Annotated in this window: 18 protein-coding genes; 13 read left to right on the top strand and 5 right to left on the bottom strand. The window is 70.9% G+C overall.

The features are described 5' to 3' along the window. Positions 1-681, top strand: a complete 681-nt coding sequence (locus C2L58_RS30010; RefSeq protein ID WP_103341031.1) for a DUF6338 family protein — start codon at positions 1-3, stop codon at positions 679-681. Here the strand turns inward: C2L58_RS30010 and C2L58_RS30005 are convergent. Further along, on the bottom strand, positions 662-1,447 hold the full coding sequence (locus C2L58_RS30005) for a GNAT family N-acetyltransferase (RefSeq protein WP_103341030.1): 786 nt from the start codon (positions 1,445-1,447) through the stop codon (positions 662-664). The genes C2L58_RS30010 and C2L58_RS30005 overlap by 20 nt on opposite strands. A 55-nt stretch (positions 1,448-1,502) precedes the next feature. Between C2L58_RS30005 and C2L58_RS30000 the strand changes: the two genes are divergently transcribed. Beyond that, the gene (locus C2L58_RS30000) at positions 1,503-3,140 is read left to right on the top strand and encodes an acyl-CoA carboxylase subunit beta (protein ID WP_103341029.1); all 1,638 of its coding nucleotides are present in this window, start codon (positions 1,503-1,505) and stop codon (positions 3,138-3,140) included. After that, positions 3,137-3,358: an acyl-CoA carboxylase subunit epsilon gene (locus tag C2L58_RS29995; RefSeq protein ID WP_103341028.1), complete on the top strand. Its 222-nt coding sequence runs from the start codon at positions 3,137-3,139 to the stop codon at positions 3,356-3,358. The genes C2L58_RS30000 and C2L58_RS29995 overlap by 4 nt, the downstream gene beginning before the upstream one ends. Here C2L58_RS29995 and C2L58_RS29990 read toward each other — a convergent pair. Both C2L58_RS29990 and C2L58_RS29985 read right to left on the bottom strand, forming a co-directional pair. After that, positions 3,349-3,807, bottom strand: coding sequence for a MarR family winged helix-turn-helix transcriptional regulator (locus tag C2L58_RS29990; RefSeq protein ID WP_103341027.1), 459 nt, complete (start codon positions 3,805-3,807; stop codon positions 3,349-3,351). The genes C2L58_RS29995 and C2L58_RS29990 overlap by 10 nt on opposite strands. A 9-nt stretch (positions 3,808-3,816) precedes the next feature. Beyond that, a complete protein-coding gene (locus C2L58_RS29985) occupies positions 3,817-4,710 on the bottom strand; it encodes an LLM class flavin-dependent oxidoreductase (RefSeq protein WP_103341026.1) in 894 nt (297 codons plus the stop codon). A 329-nt stretch (positions 4,711-5,039) separates the two neighbouring features. On the opposite strand from C2L58_RS29985, the gene C2L58_RS29980 reads away from it, so the two are divergent. The 3 genes from C2L58_RS29980 (at position 5,040) to C2L58_RS29970 (ending at position 8,968) form a co-directional block, all read left to right on the top strand. Then, on the top strand, positions 5,040-6,608 hold the full coding sequence (locus C2L58_RS29980) for a TROVE domain-containing protein (RefSeq protein WP_103341025.1): 1,569 nt from the start codon (positions 5,040-5,042) through the stop codon (positions 6,606-6,608). Positions 6,609-6,747: 139 nt separating this feature from the next. Next, positions 6,748-7,374, top strand: a complete 627-nt coding sequence (locus C2L58_RS29975) for a PadR family transcriptional regulator (protein WP_103341024.1) — start codon at positions 6,748-6,750, stop codon at positions 7,372-7,374. After that, on the top strand, positions 7,355-8,968 hold the full coding sequence (locus C2L58_RS29970; RefSeq protein WP_103341023.1) for a DHA2 family efflux MFS transporter permease subunit: 1,614 nt from the start codon (positions 7,355-7,357) through the stop codon (positions 8,966-8,968). The genes C2L58_RS29975 and C2L58_RS29970 overlap by 20 nt, the downstream gene beginning before the upstream one ends. 71 nt (positions 8,969-9,039) lie before the next feature. Here C2L58_RS29970 and C2L58_RS29965 read toward each other — a convergent pair whose 3' ends face one another. Continuing rightward, positions 9,040-10,890: a glycoside hydrolase family 3 protein gene (locus C2L58_RS29965; protein WP_103341022.1), complete on the bottom strand. Its 1,851-nt coding sequence runs from the start codon at positions 10,888-10,890 to the stop codon at positions 9,040-9,042. Positions 10,891-11,008: 118 nt separating this feature from the next. Here C2L58_RS29965 and C2L58_RS29960 point away from each other — a divergent pair, with 118 nt between their 5' ends. Next, positions 11,009-11,638, top strand: a complete 630-nt coding sequence (locus C2L58_RS29960) for a Maf family protein (protein ID WP_103341021.1) — start codon at positions 11,009-11,011, stop codon at positions 11,636-11,638. 99 nt (positions 11,639-11,737) lie between these two features. Continuing rightward, the gene (locus C2L58_RS29955; RefSeq protein WP_199191508.1) at positions 11,738-13,090 is read left to right on the top strand and encodes a dicarboxylate/amino acid:cation symporter; all 1,353 of its coding nucleotides are present in this window, start codon (positions 11,738-11,740) and stop codon (positions 13,088-13,090) included. Between the two features lie 53 nt (positions 13,091-13,143). Here the strand turns inward: C2L58_RS29955 and C2L58_RS29950 are convergent, their stop codons facing one another. Further along, positions 13,144-13,866 carry a hypothetical protein gene (locus C2L58_RS29950; RefSeq protein WP_103341019.1) on the bottom strand — a complete coding sequence of 241 codons (723 nt, stop codon included), beginning with the start codon at positions 13,864-13,866 and terminating at the stop codon, positions 13,144-13,146. Positions 13,867-13,980: 114 nt separating this feature from the next. On the opposite strand from C2L58_RS29950, the gene C2L58_RS29945 reads away from it, so the two are divergent. From C2L58_RS29945 to C2L58_RS29925, 5 genes are all read left to right on the top strand, one after another. After that, a complete protein-coding gene (locus C2L58_RS29945) occupies positions 13,981-14,256 on the top strand; it encodes an SAV_915 family protein (RefSeq protein ID WP_199191507.1) in 276 nt (91 codons plus the stop codon). Positions 14,257-14,362: 106 nt separating this feature from the next. Beyond that, positions 14,363-16,156: an acetyl/propionyl/methylcrotonyl-CoA carboxylase subunit alpha gene (locus C2L58_RS29940; protein WP_103341017.1), complete on the top strand. Its 1,794-nt coding sequence runs from the start codon at positions 14,363-14,365 to the stop codon at positions 16,154-16,156. Positions 16,157-16,214: 58 nt separating this feature from the next. After that, entirely contained in the window at positions 16,215-16,757 is a 543-nt protein-coding gene (locus C2L58_RS29935) for a DUF1707 SHOCT-like domain-containing protein (RefSeq protein WP_103341016.1), read from the top strand. A 7-nt stretch (positions 16,758-16,764) separates the two neighbouring features. After that, the gene (locus C2L58_RS29930) at positions 16,765-17,160 is read left to right on the top strand and encodes a DUF1707 SHOCT-like domain-containing protein (protein ID WP_103341015.1); all 396 of its coding nucleotides are present in this window, start codon (positions 16,765-16,767) and stop codon (positions 17,158-17,160) included. A 75-nt stretch (positions 17,161-17,235) separates the two neighbouring features. Then, positions 17,236-18,261, top strand: a complete 1,026-nt coding sequence (locus C2L58_RS29925; RefSeq protein WP_233226014.1) for a hypothetical protein — start codon at positions 17,236-17,238, stop codon at positions 18,259-18,261. The last annotated feature ends 46 nt before the right edge of the window (positions 18,262-18,307 follow it).

Here is an 18,307-nt window from a genome sequence, read left to right as displayed (position 1 = left end):
GTGATCCCCCAGACCCTGGGCGCGCTCGCCGGGTTCCTGGCCCTCGTGGCGCCGGGCATCGTGTTCGAGCTGCGCCGCGAACGCCGCCGCGGCCGTCACCAGGAGACGGCGTTCCGCGAGGCTTCCCGCGTCGCCCTCGGCAGTCTCGTTTTCACGCTGGTCTCCGTGCTGCTCATGACGGCGGTGCAGGCGGCCGGCGCCCGGTTGTTCGTCAGCCCGGTGGGCTGGCTGACCCGCGGCGAGGCCTACGCGCGCGAGCACCTGACGCTGATCGTCGTCAGCGTCGCCGTCGAGCTGGCCGTGGCGGGCGCGCTCGCGACCGCGTTCGAAGCGTTCTTCGCTCGCCGACGCGGCGAAGCGGCCACGGTCCGGCAGGGCTCGGCGTGGGCCCAGGCGTTGCGCACGGACCGGCCCGGGGGAAGCCGCGCGTGGGCGCACGCGCAGCTGGAGAACGGCACGTCGTTCTACGGGTACGTCCGCTCGTACACGCCGACGGGCCCGCTGGCCGACCGTGAGCTGGTCCTCGAGGGCGAGGCACTGACCTGCGAGAACGACGCGGGAACGAAGGTCATCGGCGAGGACTGGCGGCGGGTCGTCATCCCGGGCTCGAAGATCACCTTTCTGCGCGTGACGTACCTGGACGCGGTGACCGGCGAACCCCTCACCCCACCGCCCGGGTGAACGGGGCGAACCGCATCGACGGATCACCGGGCAGCGGACGGCCGTCCAGGACCAGCCGCGGCGCCGGGGCACCCGCGACCAGCCCGCGTTCGCGGATCCACGTCGTCAGGCCGGGAAACCGGTGGTCCGGGTCCACCCGCACCTCGCCCGGCGCCGACCGCGCCACCCCGCGGATCAGCCGCCGCGCCTGCTCCTCGGTCGCCGCGGCGACCGGGCCGATCACCGTCACGTGGCCGATGTCCGTCCCGAACGCGAAGCCACCGTCGACCACGAAGGGCGTGCCCAGCCGTTCCAGCAGTGGCCGCCGGTCGACACCCTGAGCCGCGAGGTCCAGCGCGAAGACGTCGGACAGCGAACCGGGCGAAGCACCCGGGCCGCCGTCGTCAGCGAACGTCCCGGTGTGACCCTGGCAACCGCCGTCGGCGGCGAACCCCATCGATTCGTACAACGGCCGCCCGAACTTCGACGCGTGCAGCCAGACGACCCGGTCCCCCGCCGCCGCGACGGCGTGCGCGGTGATCGCGCGCCCCAGGCCCTGCCGCTCGTAGCGAGGTGCGACCAGCACCATCGAGATCGACGCCACCGAGCCGAACGGCACCAGGACGGCGGCCGCCGCCAGGCCGTCGCCGTCCGGGGCGGCCACCCCGAACACCCGGCCGACCTCGTGCAGCAGCCGCCACTTCGGTGGTTCCCGCGGCCACGAGCGGGACTCGGCCAGATCGAAGCAGGCGGGCAGGTCGGCGGCGGCGAGGGTCCGGATCTCCATGGACGTTGCCTACGCCACACGCCAAGTGACCGACAAGTAGTTAAGCTCCCGTGGCATGAGCAGTGCGACGGAGCCGCTCGGGACGCCGCCCGAGGATGAACCGGACATCCACACCACGGCCGGCAAGCTGGCCGACCTCTACCGCCGGTACGACGAGGCGGTGCACGCCGGTTCGGCCCGTGCGGTGGAGAAGCAGCACGCCAAGGGCAAGAAGACCGCGCGCGAGCGGATCGAGCTGCTGCTCGACGAGAACTCGTTCGTCGAGCTCGACGAGCTGGCCCGGCACCGCTCGACCAACTTCGGCCAGGAGAAGAACCGGCCCTACGGCGACGGCGTCGTCACCGGCTACGGCACCATCGACGGCCGTCCGGTGTGCGTGTTCAGCCAGGACGTCACCGTCTTCGGCGGCAGCCTCGGCGAGGTGTACGGCGAGAAGATCGTCAAGGTGATGGACCTGGCGATCAAGACCGGACGCCCGATCGTCGGCATCAACGAGGGCGGCGGCGCGCGCATCCAGGAGGGTGTCGTCTCGCTCGGCCTCTACGGCGAGATCTTCCGCCGCAACGTGCAGGCCTCCGGCGTCATCCCGCAGATTTCGCTGATCATGGGCGCGAACGCGGGCGGGCACGTCTACTCCCCCGCGCTGACCGACTTCGTCGTGATGGTCGACGAGACCTCGCAGATGTTCATCACCGGCCCGGACGTCGTCAAGACGGTCACCGGCGAGGACGTCACCTTCGAGGAGCTCGGCGGCGGCCGCACCCACAACACGAAGTCCGGCGTCGCGCACTACCTCGGTTCCGACGACGAAGACGCCATCGCCTACGTCAAGGAACTGCTCTCCTACCTGCCGCAGAACAACCTGTCGGACGCGCCGGTGTTCGAGCCGCCCGCCGAGCGGCCCGGGTTCTTCGACGACGTCACCGACGCCGACCGTGAGCTCGACACGATCATCCCGGACTCGCCGAACACCCCGTACGACATGCACGAGGTGATCACCCGGGTCGTCGACGACGGCGACTTCCTCGAGGTCCACGAGCTGTTCGCGCCGAACATCATCGTCGGTTTCGGCCGCGTCGACGGCCAGAGCGTCGGCGTGGTGGCGAACCAGCCGACACAGTTCGCCGGCTGCCTCGACATCGACGCGTCCGAGAAGGCCGCGCGGTTCGTCCGCACCTGCGACGCCTTCAACATCCCGGTGCTGACCTTCGTCGACGTCCCGGGCTTCCTCCCGGGCACCGAGCAGGAGTGGAACGGCATCATCCGCCGCGGCGCGAAGCTGATCTACGCCTACGCGGAGGCGACGGTCCCGCTGGTCACGATCATCACGCGCAAGGCCTACGGCGGCGCGTACGACGTCATGGGGTCGAAGCACCTCGGCGCGGACATCAACCTGGCCTGGCCGACCGCGCAGGTCGCGGTGATGGGTGCCCAGGGCGCGGCGAACATCGTCCACCGCAAGACCCTGGCCAACGCGGCCAACGAGGGCCGCGACGTGGACCAGCTCCGCGCCGAGCTGATCCAGGAGTACGAGGACACGCTGCTGAACCCGTACGCGGCGGCGGAGCGGGGGTACGTCGACTCGGTGATCGTGCCGGCGCACACCCGCGGCCACGTCGCGCGGGCGTTGTCGCTGCTGCGGAACAAGCGGGAATCGCTGCCGCCCAAGAAGCACGGGAACATCCCGCTGTGAGCGAGGAAAAGAAGCCCCTCCTGCGGGTGGTCCACGGAAACCCGAGCGACGCCGAGCTGGCGGCGCTGACGGCGGTCGTCGCCGCGGCGTCGGCCGCGAAGGCGCCGGAGAAGCCGAAGCCGCGTTCGTCGTGGTGGGGCGATCACGCCGCTTCGCTGCGTCGGCCGCTTCACCCCGGCGAAGGTGCTTGGCGCGCTTCGGGTCTGCCTCAGGGCTGAAGGGCGTCGAGGAAGACCGTCGGGGCTTGGTTCTCCCGGACGATCGTGCCCAGCAGCGCCGCGAGCCGGTCGCGGTCCGCAGTGCTCAGGCTCGCGGCCAGCTCGTCCACCCGGCGGCACGCCGCCGCGTAGAAGTCCTCCGCGAGGTCGTGGCCTGCCCCGGTCAGGACGACGTGCACGGCGCGGCGGTCGTCCGGGTCGGGTTCGCGGCGGACGAGCCCGCGCTTGACCGCCCGGTCGACCAGGCCGGTGAGGCTGGACTTTTCGAGGCCGAGCGTCGCGCCCAGGTCGCCCATGCCGTACGGCCGGCCCATCAGCACGCACAGCAGCTGCCCCTGCTGCACGGTGAGCCCGTACTCGCGGGCGGACTCGGTGTAGACGGCGTTCACCAGGAACGACGCCCGCACGAGCCCGGCCACCACGCCGATGTCCGCCCCGCTCTTCCCCATCCGCTCAGCCTACTTCGCGACGGCCTCACGCACGGCGGGCACGATCTCGCCGGCCCAGCGCGCGACGGCGACCTCGTCGGGCGTGCTGCCACCGGGCCCGAAGAGGACGAACCCGGCGGCGCCGTGCTCCAGCACCGCGCCGGTCAGCTCCTCGATCCACTGCGCGGGTGAGCCGCCGATCCAGCGGCCGTCCTCGGCGCGGGTCTTCGCGAGCGGCTCCGCGGTGATGCGCCCGGGGAGGTTGTAGACGGTGGCGATCTCGGCCGGATCCCGGCCGGCGTCCACGGCGGCCTTGTCGATCACCGGACGCGAGGTCCGGTAGCGCTCGCTGAGCCAGTCGGCGGCGCGCCCGGGCATCCACCCGTCGGCCACCCGCCCGGTGACGGCGAGCGACTTCGGCCCCACCGACCCGGTCCACACCGGCGGCACCGGTTCCGCGGCCGGCTCCAGGGCCGTGACCTGGTAGAACTCGCCGTCGAAGGTGACCGGCTCGCCGCCCCCGCCCAGCAGCTTCACGAGCCGGATGCCCTCTTCGAAGGCGCGAACGGCCTGCCCCGGCGTCAGCTTGGTGAAGCCGAGCCGCGCGATGTCGTCCCACAGCCCGCCGACACCCATCCCGAGCACGATCCGGCCGCCGGTCAGGGCGGACAGCGAGGTGATCGTGCGGGCGAGCATCGCCGCGGGCCGCGTCGGCAGGTTGGTGACGCTGACCAGGCCGGAGATCCGTTCCGTTTTTCCCAGCAGGACACCGATTTCGGCGTACGCGTCGAGCCGGTCGGCGTAGTAGGGGTGATCGGACACAGTGATGAGATCGAGCCCGCCACGGTCGGCCTGGACGGCCAGCTTCAGGGTGTCGGGGACAGCGGTGACCGCCGTGGACATGCCGATCCCGAAGTGCGTCATGATTCCTCCCAGTTAGTTCGTACTACGAACATAGCACAGGTAGTTCCTAGTGCGAACTACTTGCGTCGCCGAGCGCGGGACCCGGCCGGGAAAATCGGTCGAACCGCCGCCGATCGCTTGCTACCTTGGGCTGCACCGGGGAGCCACGGCCACACCGATGCCCGGTGCGCAGGCGAGGGTTACTTCCTTCTAATGGGCAGGTCGGGGGTTCGAATCCCTCCCGGACCACACGGTCCGGTAGCTCAGTGGCAGAGCAGCTGTGCACCTTCACCGACTTCGATCTCGGGCATCGCTGTGGCCGTGGCTCCCTCCGCAAGAGGGGGAAGAAAGTGAGCAAGTTCAACACCGCACGAGCACCCGCCGCGACCTCTCCGGTCCGCGGTGAGGCCACGCCGTCCACCGTCACGCACGAGGGTGGTGCCGGCTACGCGCGCGACAGCAAGTCCGAGCTCTTCCTGCTCGCCGTCACCAACATGGTCGGCGAGCACGCCTTCTACGAGTCCGCGGACACCCGCGACACGCGCTACGCCGAGCTCGTCCGTCAGTCCACGTTGGATGATCCACAGTGGACCGCCCGGTTCCTGCGCTGGCTGCGCTCCGGCGCGAACCTGCGCACGGCGTCGCTCGTCGGCGCCGCCGAGTTCGCCAAGGCGCGGCGGGACGCCGGTCTCGACGGGCTGAGCCGTCAGGTCGTCGCCGACGTGCTGCAGCGGGCCGACGAGCCCGGCGAGCTGCTCGCCTACTGGACTTCCGTGCACGGCCGGGCCGTGCCGAAGCCCGTCAAGCGCGGGATCGCCGATGCGGCGGTGCGGCTGTACGACGAGCGGTCCTTCGTCAAGTGGGACTCCGCCGCGCACGCGTTCCGGTTCGCCGACGTGCTCGAGCTGACCCACCCGGCGGGCGGGGGCGAGCTGTTCAAGCACATCCTCGACGAGCGGCACGCCCGCGGCAACGCGATCCCGGACGCCCTCACCACCCTGCGCGCCCGCGCGGAGCTCATGAGCTGGGACGTCGGCGACCGCCGAAAGCTCTTCGACCGGCCGGATGCCGCGGACATGCTGCGTGCGGCGGGCATGACTTGGGAGTCCGTCGCCGGGTGGCTACAGGGTCCCCTGGACGCGCGCGTCTGGGAGGCACTGATCCCGTCGATGGGCTACATGGCTCTCCTGCGGAACCTCCGCAACTTCGACGAGGCCGGCGTGTCGGACACCGTCGCGCAGCGGGTCGCCGAGCGGCTGGCCGGCCGCGTGCAGGTCGTGAAGTCGCGGCAGCTGCCGATGCGGTTCCTCGCGGCTTACCGCGCGGCGCCGTCGCTGCGGTGGGCGTGGGCGCTCGAGCGGGCGATCGCGCACGCGCTGGCCAACGTGCCCGTGCTGAGCGGCCGGACGCTCGTCCTCGTCGACACGTCGGCGTCGATGAACGACCGGTTCGGCAAGGACGGCAGCCTGATGCGCTGGGACGCGGCCGCGGTGTTCGGCCTCGCGCTCGGCCGGCGCTGCGCGAAGGCCGACGTCGTGTCGTTCTCGGACGGCTACTGGGGCCGGGGCACCAAGGTGTTCAAGCTCCGCCGGGGTGGCTCGCTGCTGAGCGACGTCGAGCGCTGGAAGTCCGGCGGGTACTTCATCGGCGGCGGCACCGACACGGCGGGCGCGGTGAAGAAGCACTTCGCGGACCACGACCGCGTCGTGATCCTCACCGACGAGCAGGCCGCGTACGGCGACGTCGGGCAGGCGCTGCCCGCGCACGTGCCGCTGTACACCTGGAACCTCGCCGGCTACCGGGCCGGTCACGCGCCGTCCGGCAGCGGGCACCGGCACACCTTCGGCGGCCTGACCGACCAGGGTTTCCGGATGATCCCGCTGCTCGAGCGAGGTCGGCGCGCGGACTGGCCGTTCTGAGAGACGCCGTGAAGGCCCCCATGACGAGAGCATGGGGGCCTTCACGCTGTGTACGGACCGTCACAGGAATGGCCGTGGACCACCCCGTAGCCCACGTCGTATAGTCCACGTGGAATAACCGACCTGGAGGGATCATCTGATGGCCGCGGCCAAGCTGACGCCACTCGGCATCGCCGTGCTGGAGCTGCTCCACGAGAGGCCGATGCACCCGTACGAGATGGCCACGCTCATGCGCGAGCGGTACGTCGACACACGGGTCAACCTGAAGGCGGGCTCGCTCTACCACACCGTGGAACGCCTGCACCGCAGCGGTTTCATCGAGGTCGTCGACACCCAGCGCGACGGCAGGCGGCCGGAGCGGACCGTCTACGGCATGACGCAGACCGGGCTGGACGAGTTCAACCAGCGCGCCCGCGAACTCCTCGGGGACGTCGCGAAGGAGTTCCCCGCCTACCTGACGGGGCTCGCCGTGATCGACGAACTGGGGCTCGAGGCGACCCTCAAGGAGCTCGAAACCCGGCTCATGCGGCTGCGTGCCGCGGTGGCCTCCGACCGGGCGGTGCTGCAGCGCCTCACCGACAACGAGATACCGGACATCTACTGGCTGGACTGGCGCTACCAGTGCGACCACCGGCAGTTCGAACTCGAGTGGACCGAACGCCTCACCGAGGACCTGCGCTCCGGGCGGATCCCGTTCCAGGACCACCAACCACCCAAGCTCACGCTCATCACCGAGGAAGACGACGATGAACGCAAGACAAGCTAACCCGTGGGCCGCGCTGGGCGCGCTGTGCCTCGGCTTCTTCATGATCCTGCTCGACACGACGATCGTGTCGATCGCGATCCCGACCATGCTGCGCGAGCTGGGCGCCGGGCTGAACTCGATCGTCTGGGTGATCAGCGTCTACCTGCTCACCTACGCCGTGCCGATGCTGTTCACCAGCCGGCTCGGTGACCGCTTCGGCCCGAAGCGCGTGTTCCTCGCCGGCCTGCTCGTGTTCACCGGCGCCTCGCTGTGGTGCGGCCTGTCCGGCAACGTCGAGATGCTCATCGCCGCGCGGGCCGTGCAGGGGCTCGGCGCCGCGCTGATGACGCCGCAGACGCTGGCGTTCATCACGCACCTGTTCCCGCCGGCCAAGCGCGGCCCGGCGATGGGCATGTGGGGCGGCGTCGCCGGGCTGGCGACGATCGCGGGCCCGCTGCTCGGCGGCGTGCTGGTCGACCACTTCGGCTGGGAGTGGATCTTCTTCGTCAACGTGCCGATCGGCGTGATCGCGGTCGTGCTGACCCTCTTCCTGGTGCCGGACTGGCAGCCGAAGCACTCGCACTCGTTCGACCTGCTCGGGATCGTGCTCTCGAGTGCCGCGCTGCTCTGCATCGTCTTCGGCGTCCAGAACGGCCAGCAGTACGACTGGGGCACGGTCTTCGGCGGGATCACCGTCTTCGAGATCATCGCCGCCGGCGTGCTGCTGCTGATCGCGTTCGTGGTGTGGCAGCGCTTCAACAAGAAGGAGCCGCTGCTGCCGCTGCAGGTGTTCTCGAACCGGAACTTCTCGGCCGGGACGCTGACCGCGTCGACCGTCGGCTTCGCGATGACCGGCATGTTCCTGCCGCTGGTCATCTACATCCAGTCGGTGCTCGGGCTGAGCCCGACCATGGGCGGCCTGCTCACCGCGCCGATGTCGCTGCTGTCCGGGATCATCGCGCCGTTCGTCGGGCGCGCCTCGGACAAGGTCAACGGCAAGTACCTGGTGATGTTCGGCCTGGCGGCGCTCGCGGCCGGGCTCGGGATCATCGCGCTGCAGGCGACGCCGGACAGCAACCCGTGGACGTTCGTCCCGGCGCTGCTGGTGTGCGGGCTCGGCATCGGCTGCATCTTCTCGCCGATGAGCAACCTGACGATGGGCTCGGTCGAGCCGCGGCTCGCCGGGACCGCGTCCGGCATCTTCAACACCGCGCGCCAGGTGGGTGGTGTGCTCGGCAGTGCGGCGATCGGCGTGCTGCTGCAGGCGCGGATCAGCGCGTCCATCGCGGACGAGGCCACGAAGGCGGCTTCGCAGCTGCCGGAGCAGTACCGGGCGCCGTTCGCCGAGGGGATCGCGCACGCGGCGGCGAGCACCGGGGAGTTCGGCTCGGCCGGCGGCCCGGCCCCGATGCCGGGGCTGCCCGCCGAGATCGCCGCGCAGGCGGGGAAGCTGGCGACCCAGGTGGTCCACAGTGGACTGACCGACGCGGCCCGGGTGACGATGCTGCTGCCGATGGGCGTGCTCCTGCTCGGGGTGGTCTCGGCGGCGGTGATGCAGCGGGTCAAGCCGCGCTGGGAATCCCCGGCGCCGGCGCCCGAAGCGGCCGCGGCCTGAAAACCGCGCAGACCCCCGGTCCGGTGTCGGGTACCGGAGCGGGGGCCTGCACGGACCGCGGGAGCGGTGGCCTAGTGGCGACGGGCGTAGGACAGGCCGAACCCGTACGGGAACAGGCCCTGCTTGCCGTCGCCGGTGTTGATCGGTTCCTGTGAGGAGCTCGCCGGCCAGGTGAAGCTCAGCTTGCCGGTCGGGTTGTAGTCGCCGTAGAGCACGTCCGCGACGCCGGCGCCTTCCGAGCCCGGCAGCCAGGCCGCCACCAGTCCCTTGACCGACGGCAGCTGCGCCGCGATGTCCAGCGGCCGCCCGGAGACGGTCACCACGACCAGGGGCACGCCCGAGGCCTTCAGCTTGCCGATGAGGGCGACGTCCGCGGCGTCGAGAGAGAGGCCGCCGGGGCGGTCTCCCTGCCCTTCGGCGTACGGCGTTTCGCCCACCACGGCGACCGCGACCTTGTAGCTCGGGTCGATTCCGCCACCCGCACGGTCATAGGTCACCACCGTGCCTTTCCCGGCACCGGCCTTGATGCCGTCGAGGATCGTCGTGCCCGGGATCACCCGCTCGCCGCTCTGGCCCTGCCAGGTCAGCGTCCAGCCGCCCGCTTGGTTCCCCATGTCGTTGGCGTTCTTGCCGGCCACGAAGATCTTGTTGTCCGTCTTGGCCAGCGGCAGCACGCCGTCGTTCTTCAGCAGCACCTGCGACTCGCGCGCCGCCTGCCGCGCCAGCGCGTGGTGCGCCGCGCTGCCGAAGCCCTGCTGCAGCGATCGGTCGGTGTACGGGTGCTCGAACAGGCCCAGCTCGAACTTCTTCGTGAGGATCCGCCGGTTGGCGTCGTCGATGCGGGACATCGGGACGTGGCCGTTCGCCACTTCGGCCTTGAGCGTGCTGACGAACCTCGCGTAGTCGTTGGGGACCATGACCATGTCGATCCCGGCGTTGACGGCCTGCTTGACCTCGGCGGCGGTGAATCCCTGCTGGCCGTCGATCTGGTCGATGCCGTTCCAGTCGGAAACCACGAAGCCGGAGAAGTGCAGCTCGCCCTTGAGCAGATCGGTGATCAGGAACTTGTTGCCGTGGTCCTTGACGCCGTTCCAGCTGTTGAAGCTGATCATCACCGAGCCGACGCCGTGGTTCACCGCGGCTTGGAAGGGCGGCAGGTGGATCTGGCGCAGCTCGTCGAGGGTGATCTGGGTGTTGCCCTGGTCGACGCCGCCGGTGGTGCCGCCGTCGCCGATGAAGTGCTTGGCCGTGGCCAGCACGGACGTCGTGGTGCCGAGCGCGCTGCCCTGCAGGCCCTTGATGACCACCGAGTTCGCGACGGCGTTGGCGGGGACTTCGCCGAAGGACTCGTAGGTGCGGCCCCAGCGGTCGTCGCGAGCGACGCACAGGCAGGGCGCGAAGGCCCACTTGACGCCGGTGGCCGCGGTTTCTTCGGCGGTGACCGCGCCGATCTGCTCGACCAGCTGCGGGTCGTTCGCCGCCCCCAGGCCGATGTTGTGCGGGAAGATCGTGGCGCCGTAGGCGTTGTTGTGGCCGTGCACGGCGTCGGAGCCGTAGATGATCGGGATGCCGAGACCGGTCGTCGTCGCCGCTCGCTGGTAGGCGTCGATCATGTCCCCCCACGCTTGCGGGGTGTTCGGCGCCGGTGTCGAGCCGCCGCCGGAGAGGATGGAGCCGAGCCGGGCAGCGGCGGACTGGGTGGGGTTCGCGGAGCCGCGCTCGCCCTGGGTCATCTGCCCGACCTTGTCGTCGAGCGTCATCCGCGCCATCAGGTCCGTGACGCGGTCGGCCACCGAGGCCCGCGGGTTCCGGTACAGCGGAGTCGCGGAGGCGGCCGCCATCGGGACGACGGCGGCGCCCGCGAGGAGGAGACCGGCCAGGAACGTGGTTCGCCATGATCTCGTGGTGCGGAGGAGCGGCATTGTTCTCTCCGTGACGTTCCGTCGACCCATAAGTTGCGAGCCAGAACAAATTAACTCTCCCATGGAGTGACGCCGGTCACAATTCGGTCACGGCCGCCAGGTCAAGTAAGTTTCAGTCGTGCAGTTCGTCCTCGCCTCCCAGTCCCCCGCCCGGCTCGCCCTCCTGCGTTCCGCGGGCCTCGATCCCGCCGTGTTCGTCTCCGGCGTCGACGAGGACGCGGTCGCCGCTTCCCTGCCCGATCCGTCCCCTTCCGAGCTGGTCGCGGCCCTCGCCGCGGCCAAGGCCGAAGCGGTCATCGACCAGGTCGCCGCGGTGCACCCGGACGCCGTCGTCGTCGCCTGCGATTCGATGCTTTCGATCCACGGGCAGATGGTCGGCAAGCCGGGCTCACCGGACGTTGCCCGCAGCCGCTGGGCCGCGATGGCGGGTACGTCCGGTGAACTCCTCACCGGGCACGCGGTCGTCCGGCTCGACGGCGGGACGCGTGCGAAGGAGACCGCGGGCTGGGAATCGACCACCGTCCGGTTCGGCACGCCGAGCCAGCACGAGATCGACGCCTACGTCGCCAGCGGCGAGCCGCTCAACGTCGCCGGCGGCTTCACGATCGACGGCCTGGGCGGCTGGTTCGTCGAAGGGCTCGACGGCGGCCACACGAGCGTCATCGGCATCAGCCTGCCGCTGACGCGCCGGCTGCTGGCCGAGGTCGGCGTGAGTGTCGTGGATCTCTGGCGGCCTCCCGCATCCTGAGAAAGGCGCCACACCAACGGGTGATCCGGAAGAGTCCTCCCTTGCCTAACGTCTCTTCACGAGGCAAGACGTGAAACTTTCGAGCACCGGAGTCGCCCCGTGTCTTTCGTACGGACATACACCAAACCGCGGGTGTTCGCGGCCGCGGTTCTCGGCTCGCTCGTCGTCGGCGCCCTCCTCGGCGTCGTCGCGCGGCAGACCGAGGCCGGCTGGCTGACCGATCTCCTCGACCAGATCGGCACCATCTTCACCACGCTGCTGCAGATCGCGGTGATCCCGCTGGTCTTCACGGCGATCGTGGTCGGCATCAACAGCCTCCGCGGCCTGGGCGGCGGCCGCACCGCCGCGCGCCTCGGCGGCAAGACGGTGCTGTGGTTCGCGATCACGTCGTTCATCGCGTCGCTGATCGGCATCGCCGTCGGCCGGATCTTCAACCCCGGCGCCGGCGGTCTCGGCGGCGCTACGGCGCTCGCGAAGAACGCCGACAAGGCCGCCAAGAGCGTCGACCACTGGGGCTCGTGGAGCGCTTTCATCGACGGACTGCTGCCGCAGAACTTCGTGAAAGCGTTCTCCGACGGCGAGACGCTGCAGGTGCTGTTCCTCGCGCTGGTCATCGGCGCGGCCGCGTACAGCCTGGGCGACAAGGCGAGGCCGTTCGTGGACTTCACGACGAGCGTGTTCGAGATCATCCAGCGCTACCTCGGCTGGATCGTCCGGCTCGCCCCGATCGGCATCATCGGCCTGATCGGCGCGGCGGTGTCGAACTACGGCGACGCGCTGTTCCGGCCGCTGTTCTCCACCACGCTCGCGGTGTACGTCGGCTGCCTGCTCGTGCTGTTCGTCGTCTACCCGCTCCTGCTGCAGTTCGTGGCGAAGGTCAGCCCGCTGAAGTTCTTCGCGAAGGCGGGCACGGCGATCCAGTTCGCGTTCGCCTCGCAGTCTTCGGCCGCGACGCTGCCGCTGACCCGCCAGTCCGCGGTGAACCTCGGCGTCCAGCCGGCGTACGCGGCCTTCGCGACCCCGCTGGGCAGCGCGACGAAGATGGACGGCTGCGCGGCGGTGTTCCCGGCGATCGCGGCGATCTTCGTGGCCAACCTGGCCGGGGTGTCGCTGAACTTCTGGCAGTACGTGGGCATCGTCGTGGTGGCCGTGGTCGGCGCACTGGCGACCGCCGGGACCACGGGCTGGCTGACGGCCTTCACCCTGACGACGTCCTTCATCGGCCTGGACGCCAAGCAGGTGGCGCTGGGCCTGGCGCTGATCTACTCCGTCAACCCGATCATGGACATGATGCGGACGGCGACGAACGTGGCCGGCCAGATCGCGGTGCCGACGATCGTGGCCCGCGGCGAAGGCCTCCTCGACGACGAGGTCCTCAACGCCCCGACGGACAACCCGCTGCACACCGACGACGGTTCGACGGCCCGCCACACGGAACCCGCCCCCGCCTGACGCAGAAGTCCGTGAAGGCCGTCTCGAGGGTTCGAGGCGGCCTTCACGGCGTTTCAGGACGGGCAGGTGCGGAGGTCGGCGTGGGTTAGGCGGATGTCCGGCCAGCCACGCAGGTCCGACGGCGACGTCACCCGGCGCGTGCAGCCCACCGACCGGCCCGCCAGGTCGTACACCTCGCCCAGCACCGGCGCCGCCGTGCACTTCGGGGTGCCGGCCGCGGAGTCCGGGCAGTCGTGGCGGACCACGATCACGTCGGGGCTGGCGTCGGCCGTGACGTCGTAGAGCGACAGCGTCCCGGCGTCCGCGTAGAACGGCTTGCCCGGGTCGCGCCACACTCCCCCGCTGCCGACGAGCAGCTCGCCGTACGCGGCCGTCCCGTCGTTGCCGACGTCGCCGCGGACCAGGCACGCCGGGGCCGGGCCGTCGATGCAGCGCAGCGAGTTCTGGTCCAGCCGCACGCCCAGCTGCGCGATCGACAGCTCGAACACCGTGCCCGGCTCGGGTCCGACGCGCAGGCGGGCCGAACCGCCCGCGGTGTCGGTCAGCAGCACCACCGGGGTGCCCCCGACCGTGACCGCCGCAAGCTGGCGGCACGGATCGCCCCCGCAGGTCACCACGGGCTTCACCGGTGCGGCGGCGGGTTCGGCCAGTCCGGGGCCCGTCTCGGGCCGCGGCCGCAGCAGGAACACCGCGCCGATCGCGCCGACGGTGACCACCGCGGCCAGCACCGCGGTGAGCAGCGCCGACCGGGGCGTCCGCGCTGCCGTAGTCCGCATAAGACAGAGCGTAAGCCGCTTCGCGACTGTGCGTCGGAAGCGCCCCGTCGCGACGTGGCCGGTTCAACCCGACGGGGTCACGAGTAGCGCAACGTGTCCGTCTATGTTGTCCGGGTGACGAACCCGAACCTGCCCCCCGCCCTTTACCTGCCGACCGGGCCGGCCAGCGCCGAGACCGAAGGCGCGTCGATCGAACTGCGCCGCACGCCGGACGGCCGCACCGCGCTGGTCGCCTTCACCGCGCTGGACCGGCTGATCGACTGCTGCGGCGAGCACCAGCCGTGGGCGCTGGTGAACACCGAGCACCTGGCGAAGGTGCACGCCGCGAACCCGTACGACGTGATCGTGCTCGACTCGCCGCTGCCGCAGGAGCTCCGCCACCACGTCTGAGCGTGGTTCACCTCTCACTCAAGAGACTCCCGACCGCATATCCGTAGACTTCCCTGATGCCGCGTGGGCGGTCAGCAATGCAGCTGTCGGACGCAGGAGGTGCGGGGTGGCCGAGCAGGTCGGCGAAACCACGGGCGGTCCGGTGACCAAGATCCTGGTCGCCAACCGTGGCGAAATCGCGGTACGCGTCATCAGAGCCGCGAAGGACGCTGGCCTGGCCAGTGTCGCGGTGTACGCCGATCCGGATCGCGACGCGCCACACGTCCGGCTGGCCGACGAAGCCTTCGCGCTCGGCGGCACCACGGCGGCCGAGAGCTACCTCAACTTCGACAAGCTCTTGGAAGCCGCCAAGCGCTCGGGCGCCGATTCGGTGCACCCGGGTTACGGCTTCCTCTCCGAAAACGCGGACTTCGCCCAGGCCGTCCTCGACGCCGGGCTGACCTGGATCGGGCCGAGCCCGCAGGCCATCCGCGACCTCGGCGACAAGGTCACCGCCCGCCACATCGCCACGCGAGCGGGCGCGCCGCTGGTGCCGGGCACGAAGGAGCCGGCCAAGGACGCCGCCGAGATCGTCGCGTTCGCCGACGAGCACGGCCTGCCGGTGGCCATCAAGGCCGCGTTCGGCGGTGGCGGCCGCGGCCTGAAGGTCGCGCGCACCCGCGAAGAGATCCCCGAGCTGTTCGAATCGGCCACGCGTGAGGCGGTCGCCGCGTTCGGCCGCGGCGAGTGCTTCGTCGAGCGTTACCTGGACAAGCCGCGGCACGTCGAGGCGCAGGTGCTGGCCGACATGCACGGCAACGCGATCGTCGTCGGCACCCGCGACTGCTCGCTGCAGCGCCGGCACCAGAAGCTCGTCGAGGAGGCGCCCGCGCCGTACTTGAGCGACGAGCAGCGCAAGCGCATCCACGAATCCGCGAAGGCGATTTGCAAGGAAGCCGGGTACTACGGCGCCGGCACGGTCGAGTACCTCGTCGCCACCGACGGCACGATCTCCTTCCTCGAGGTCAACACCCGGCTGCAGGTCGAGCACCCGGTGTCGGAGGAGACGACCGGGCTCGACCTGGTGCGCGAGATGTTCCGGATCGCGCGCGGCGAGAAGCTGCGGATCACCGAGGACCCCGAGCCGCGCGGCCACTCGATCGAGTTCCGCATCAACGGCGAGGACGCCGGCCGCGGCTTCCTGCCCGCCCCGGGCACGGTGACGAAGTTCGTCGCGCCGAGCGGCCCGGGCGTGCGCGTCGACTCCGGCGTCGAAGCCGGCAGCGTCGTCGGCGGGCAGTTCGACTCGATGCTGGCCAAGCTGATCGTCACCGGCTCGGACCGGAACAACGCCCTGGAGCGCAGCCGCCGCGCGCTCGACGAGATGGTCGTCGAAGGCATGGCGACGGTCCTGCCGTTCGACCGCGTGATCGTGAACGACCCGGCCTTCATCGGCGACGAGAACGGCTTCAGCGTCCACACGCGCTGGATCGAGACGGAGTTCGACAACAAGATCGAGCCGTTCGTGGCGCCGGACGTCGAAGCCGCCGAAGAGGAACCGCGGCAGAACGTCGTGGTCGAGGTCGGCGGGCGGCGGCTCGAAGTGTCGCTGCCGGGCGGGTTCGCGCTCGAAGGCGGCGGCGGGGGCGGCACCGGTGTCAAGGCGAAGCCGCGCAAGCGGGCCGGCGGCGGCAAGGCCGCGGTGAGCGGCGACGCCGTCACCGCGCCGATGCAGGGCACGATCGTGAAGGTGGCCGTCGAAGAGGGCCAGAGCGTCGAAGCCGGTGAGCTGATCGTCGTCCTCGAGGCGATGAAGATGGAGAACCCGGTCACCGCACACAAAGCGGGCACCGTCACCGGGCTTTCGGTCGAGGTCGGCGCCGCCGTGACGCAGGGCACGCAGCTTCTCGAGCTCAAGTAGCGCGGTTCGTTACAGATGTCGTGGTGGGCCGCCCCCGGGGCGGCCTACCATCGACTACGTGACCGAAGTCCCCTCTCCGCAGCTGCGGATCAGCGACCAGAACCGTGAGTCCGCGCTGTCCGCGCTCGGGGAGCACATGAGCGCGGGCCGGATCGACATCGACGAGTACGGCGAACGCTCGGCCCGGATCACCGCGGCCAAGACCCGCGGCGAGCTCGTCGAGATCTTCACCGACCTGCCCGCACCGCATCCGCGCTACGACGACACCCCCCAGGCCGTCGCCGCACCCGGACCGCCCAAGGAACCCGTGCCGGCGCCACCGCGTTCGCCCGACGGCTGGAACGGCGGGCAGCGGTTCGTCGCCGCGTTCCTCCCGCTGGTCTGGATCGCGACGATCGCGCTGATCGCCACCGGCGTCGTGCACGGCACGCTCATCCTCATCCCGATCGGGCTGAGCATCTTCGGGCGGGCGATCTGGGGCCACGGGCACGACGGGCACCACGACCACCACGACCGCCGCGACCGGCACCTGCGCGACCGGGAGCGCCGCCGCGAACTGCGCGACTCCTACCGCGATCGCCGGCGCGAGCTGGGCCGCTGATCCCGCCGTGGGCGACATGCGGTTGAGCGACGAGGAACGCCAGGACGCCCTGGACGTCCTCGAAGAACACGTCCGCACCGGCCGGCTCGACATCGACGAGTACGGGACCAGGTCCGCGAAGGTCACGGCGGCGAGGCGGGTCAGCGAACTCGTGCCGCTCTTCGACGACCTCCCGTCGCCGCGCCCGAGCGCGTTGCTGAACGGGGTTTCCGCGCCCGGCGTTCCGGTCGCGTCGTCGGAGGACAGCGCGCTGGCGCGGTTCCTGACGGCGGGCGCGGTACCGATCGCGATCGTCCTGGCGATCGCGGTGCTGATCCTTTCCCGCGGGCGGCTGCTGATCATTTCGGTGGCGCTGCCGCTGGTCGTCGCGATGATCGCCGGGGCGCGCCGCCGCCGTTCTTGATTGCTCCCTTTGCCGGGCAACCTGCTCCCGCGCTCCGGCGTGGTGATCACGCAGGTCGGGGGAAAGGGAGGATCCATGAACAGGATATGGGCGCGATCAGGGGTGCTCGCCACCGTGGCGATCGCCGTCGCGGCTTTGGCGGCGGGGCCGGCGCAGGCTGCGACGGGCCGACTGGGCTGGCAGGCGACGCTGCTGCCGTTGCCCGCCGGAGCCGACCCGGCGGGGCGCGGATTTCTGAACGCTTCGGACGGCCGCGGCGAGTACGCGGGGTCGTTCATCGTAGGCGACAAGCTGCAGGTGGTGAGCTGGCGCGGCGGCAAGCCGGTGCTGCGCGGGACGCCGGCGGGCTTCGAGTGGGCGAGGGTCGTCGGGGAGGACAGAGCGGGGCGGATCTACGGCGAGGCGCTCGACTACGACACCGACGTCAACCGGACCTTCACCCTCGACGCCACCGGCTTCCACCTGTGGGCGCCCCCGCCGGGCTATGGCGACTTCGGGCTCCGTGCGGTCAACCGGCACGGCGACGCACTGGGCACCCTGCCCACCGGTACCCCGGCGACGTACGTGCCGGCCGTCTGGCCCGCTGGGGCGGCTGCCCCCAGGGTCCTGGCCTACCCGGCAGGCGCGGACTCCGTGACCGACATCGACGACGACGGCGCGATCCTGTTCGGCGGGTTCGACCGCGACATCGTCTTGAAGGACGGAGTGAGCAGGCCGCTGGCCGACATCGCCGGCTTCTCGAACCCGCACGGTTCGGCGATCCGCCACGGCGTCGTGGTCGGGTTCGCGTCGAACGGCAACGCGACACAGGCGATCCGCTGGACGACGCCGGAGACACCGGTCGCGCTGACCGGCGGCGACTACGCGGGCGACCTGAACGCGCGCGGCCTGACGGTCGGCGAAGCCCCGATCCCGGGTTCGTTCCACGGCAAGCCGACGGCGTGGCGCGGAACGACCCCGGCCGGCGAACTGCAGCAGCCGGGCACCTACCAGGGTTACCAGGCGGGGCACGCCAGCGACGACGGGACGTTCGCGGGCTGGGCGTCGAACGGCCCGCTCGACGAAGGTGGGGTGCCGGTGATCTGGCGCTTCACCCCGTGAGCCTGCCTTGATCGCCAGGCCGGGAGCGGCGCGCTCCCGGCCTGGC

The sequence above is a fragment of the Amycolatopsis sp. CA-126428 genome (assembly GCF_002904335.1).
In the GTDB taxonomy this organism is placed as follows: domain Bacteria; phylum Actinomycetota; class Actinomycetes; order Mycobacteriales; family Pseudonocardiaceae; genus Amycolatopsis.
This window is presented reverse-complemented; position numbering and strand designations above follow the sequence as displayed.

What these genes read in the sequence shown, in the direction of transcription:
- C2L58_RS30005 (WP_103341030.1), bottom strand. Translation starts at nt 1,447, where the DNA reads ATGGAGATCCGGACCCTCGCCGCCGCCGACCTGCCCGCCTGCTTCGAT.
- C2L58_RS30000 (WP_103341029.1), top strand. Translation starts at nt 1,503, where the DNA reads ATGAGCAGTGCGACGGAGCCGCTCGGGACGCCGCCCGAGGATGAACCG.
- C2L58_RS29990 (WP_103341027.1), bottom strand. Translation starts at nt 3,807, where the DNA reads ATGGGGAAGAGCGGGGCGGACATCGGCGTGGTGGCCGGGCTCGTGCGG.
- C2L58_RS29985 (WP_103341026.1), bottom strand. Translation starts at nt 4,710, where the DNA reads ATGACGCACTTCGGGATCGGCATGTCCACGGCGGTCACCGCTGTCCCC.
- C2L58_RS29975 (WP_103341024.1), top strand. Translation starts at nt 6,748, where the DNA reads ATGGCCGCGGCCAAGCTGACGCCACTCGGCATCGCCGTGCTGGAGCTG.
- C2L58_RS29970 (WP_103341023.1), top strand. Translation starts at nt 7,355, where the DNA reads ATGAACGCAAGACAAGCTAACCCGTGGGCCGCGCTGGGCGCGCTGTGC.
- C2L58_RS29965 (WP_103341022.1), bottom strand. Translation starts at nt 10,890, where the DNA reads ATGCCGCTCCTCCGCACCACGAGATCATGGCGAACCACGTTCCTGGCC.
- C2L58_RS29950 (WP_103341019.1), bottom strand. Translation starts at nt 13,866, where the DNA reads ATGCGGACTACGGCAGCGCGGACGCCCCGGTCGGCGCTGCTCACCGCG.
- C2L58_RS29925 (WP_233226014.1), top strand. Translation starts at nt 17,236, where the DNA reads ATGAACAGGATATGGGCGCGATCAGGGGTGCTCGCCACCGTGGCGATC.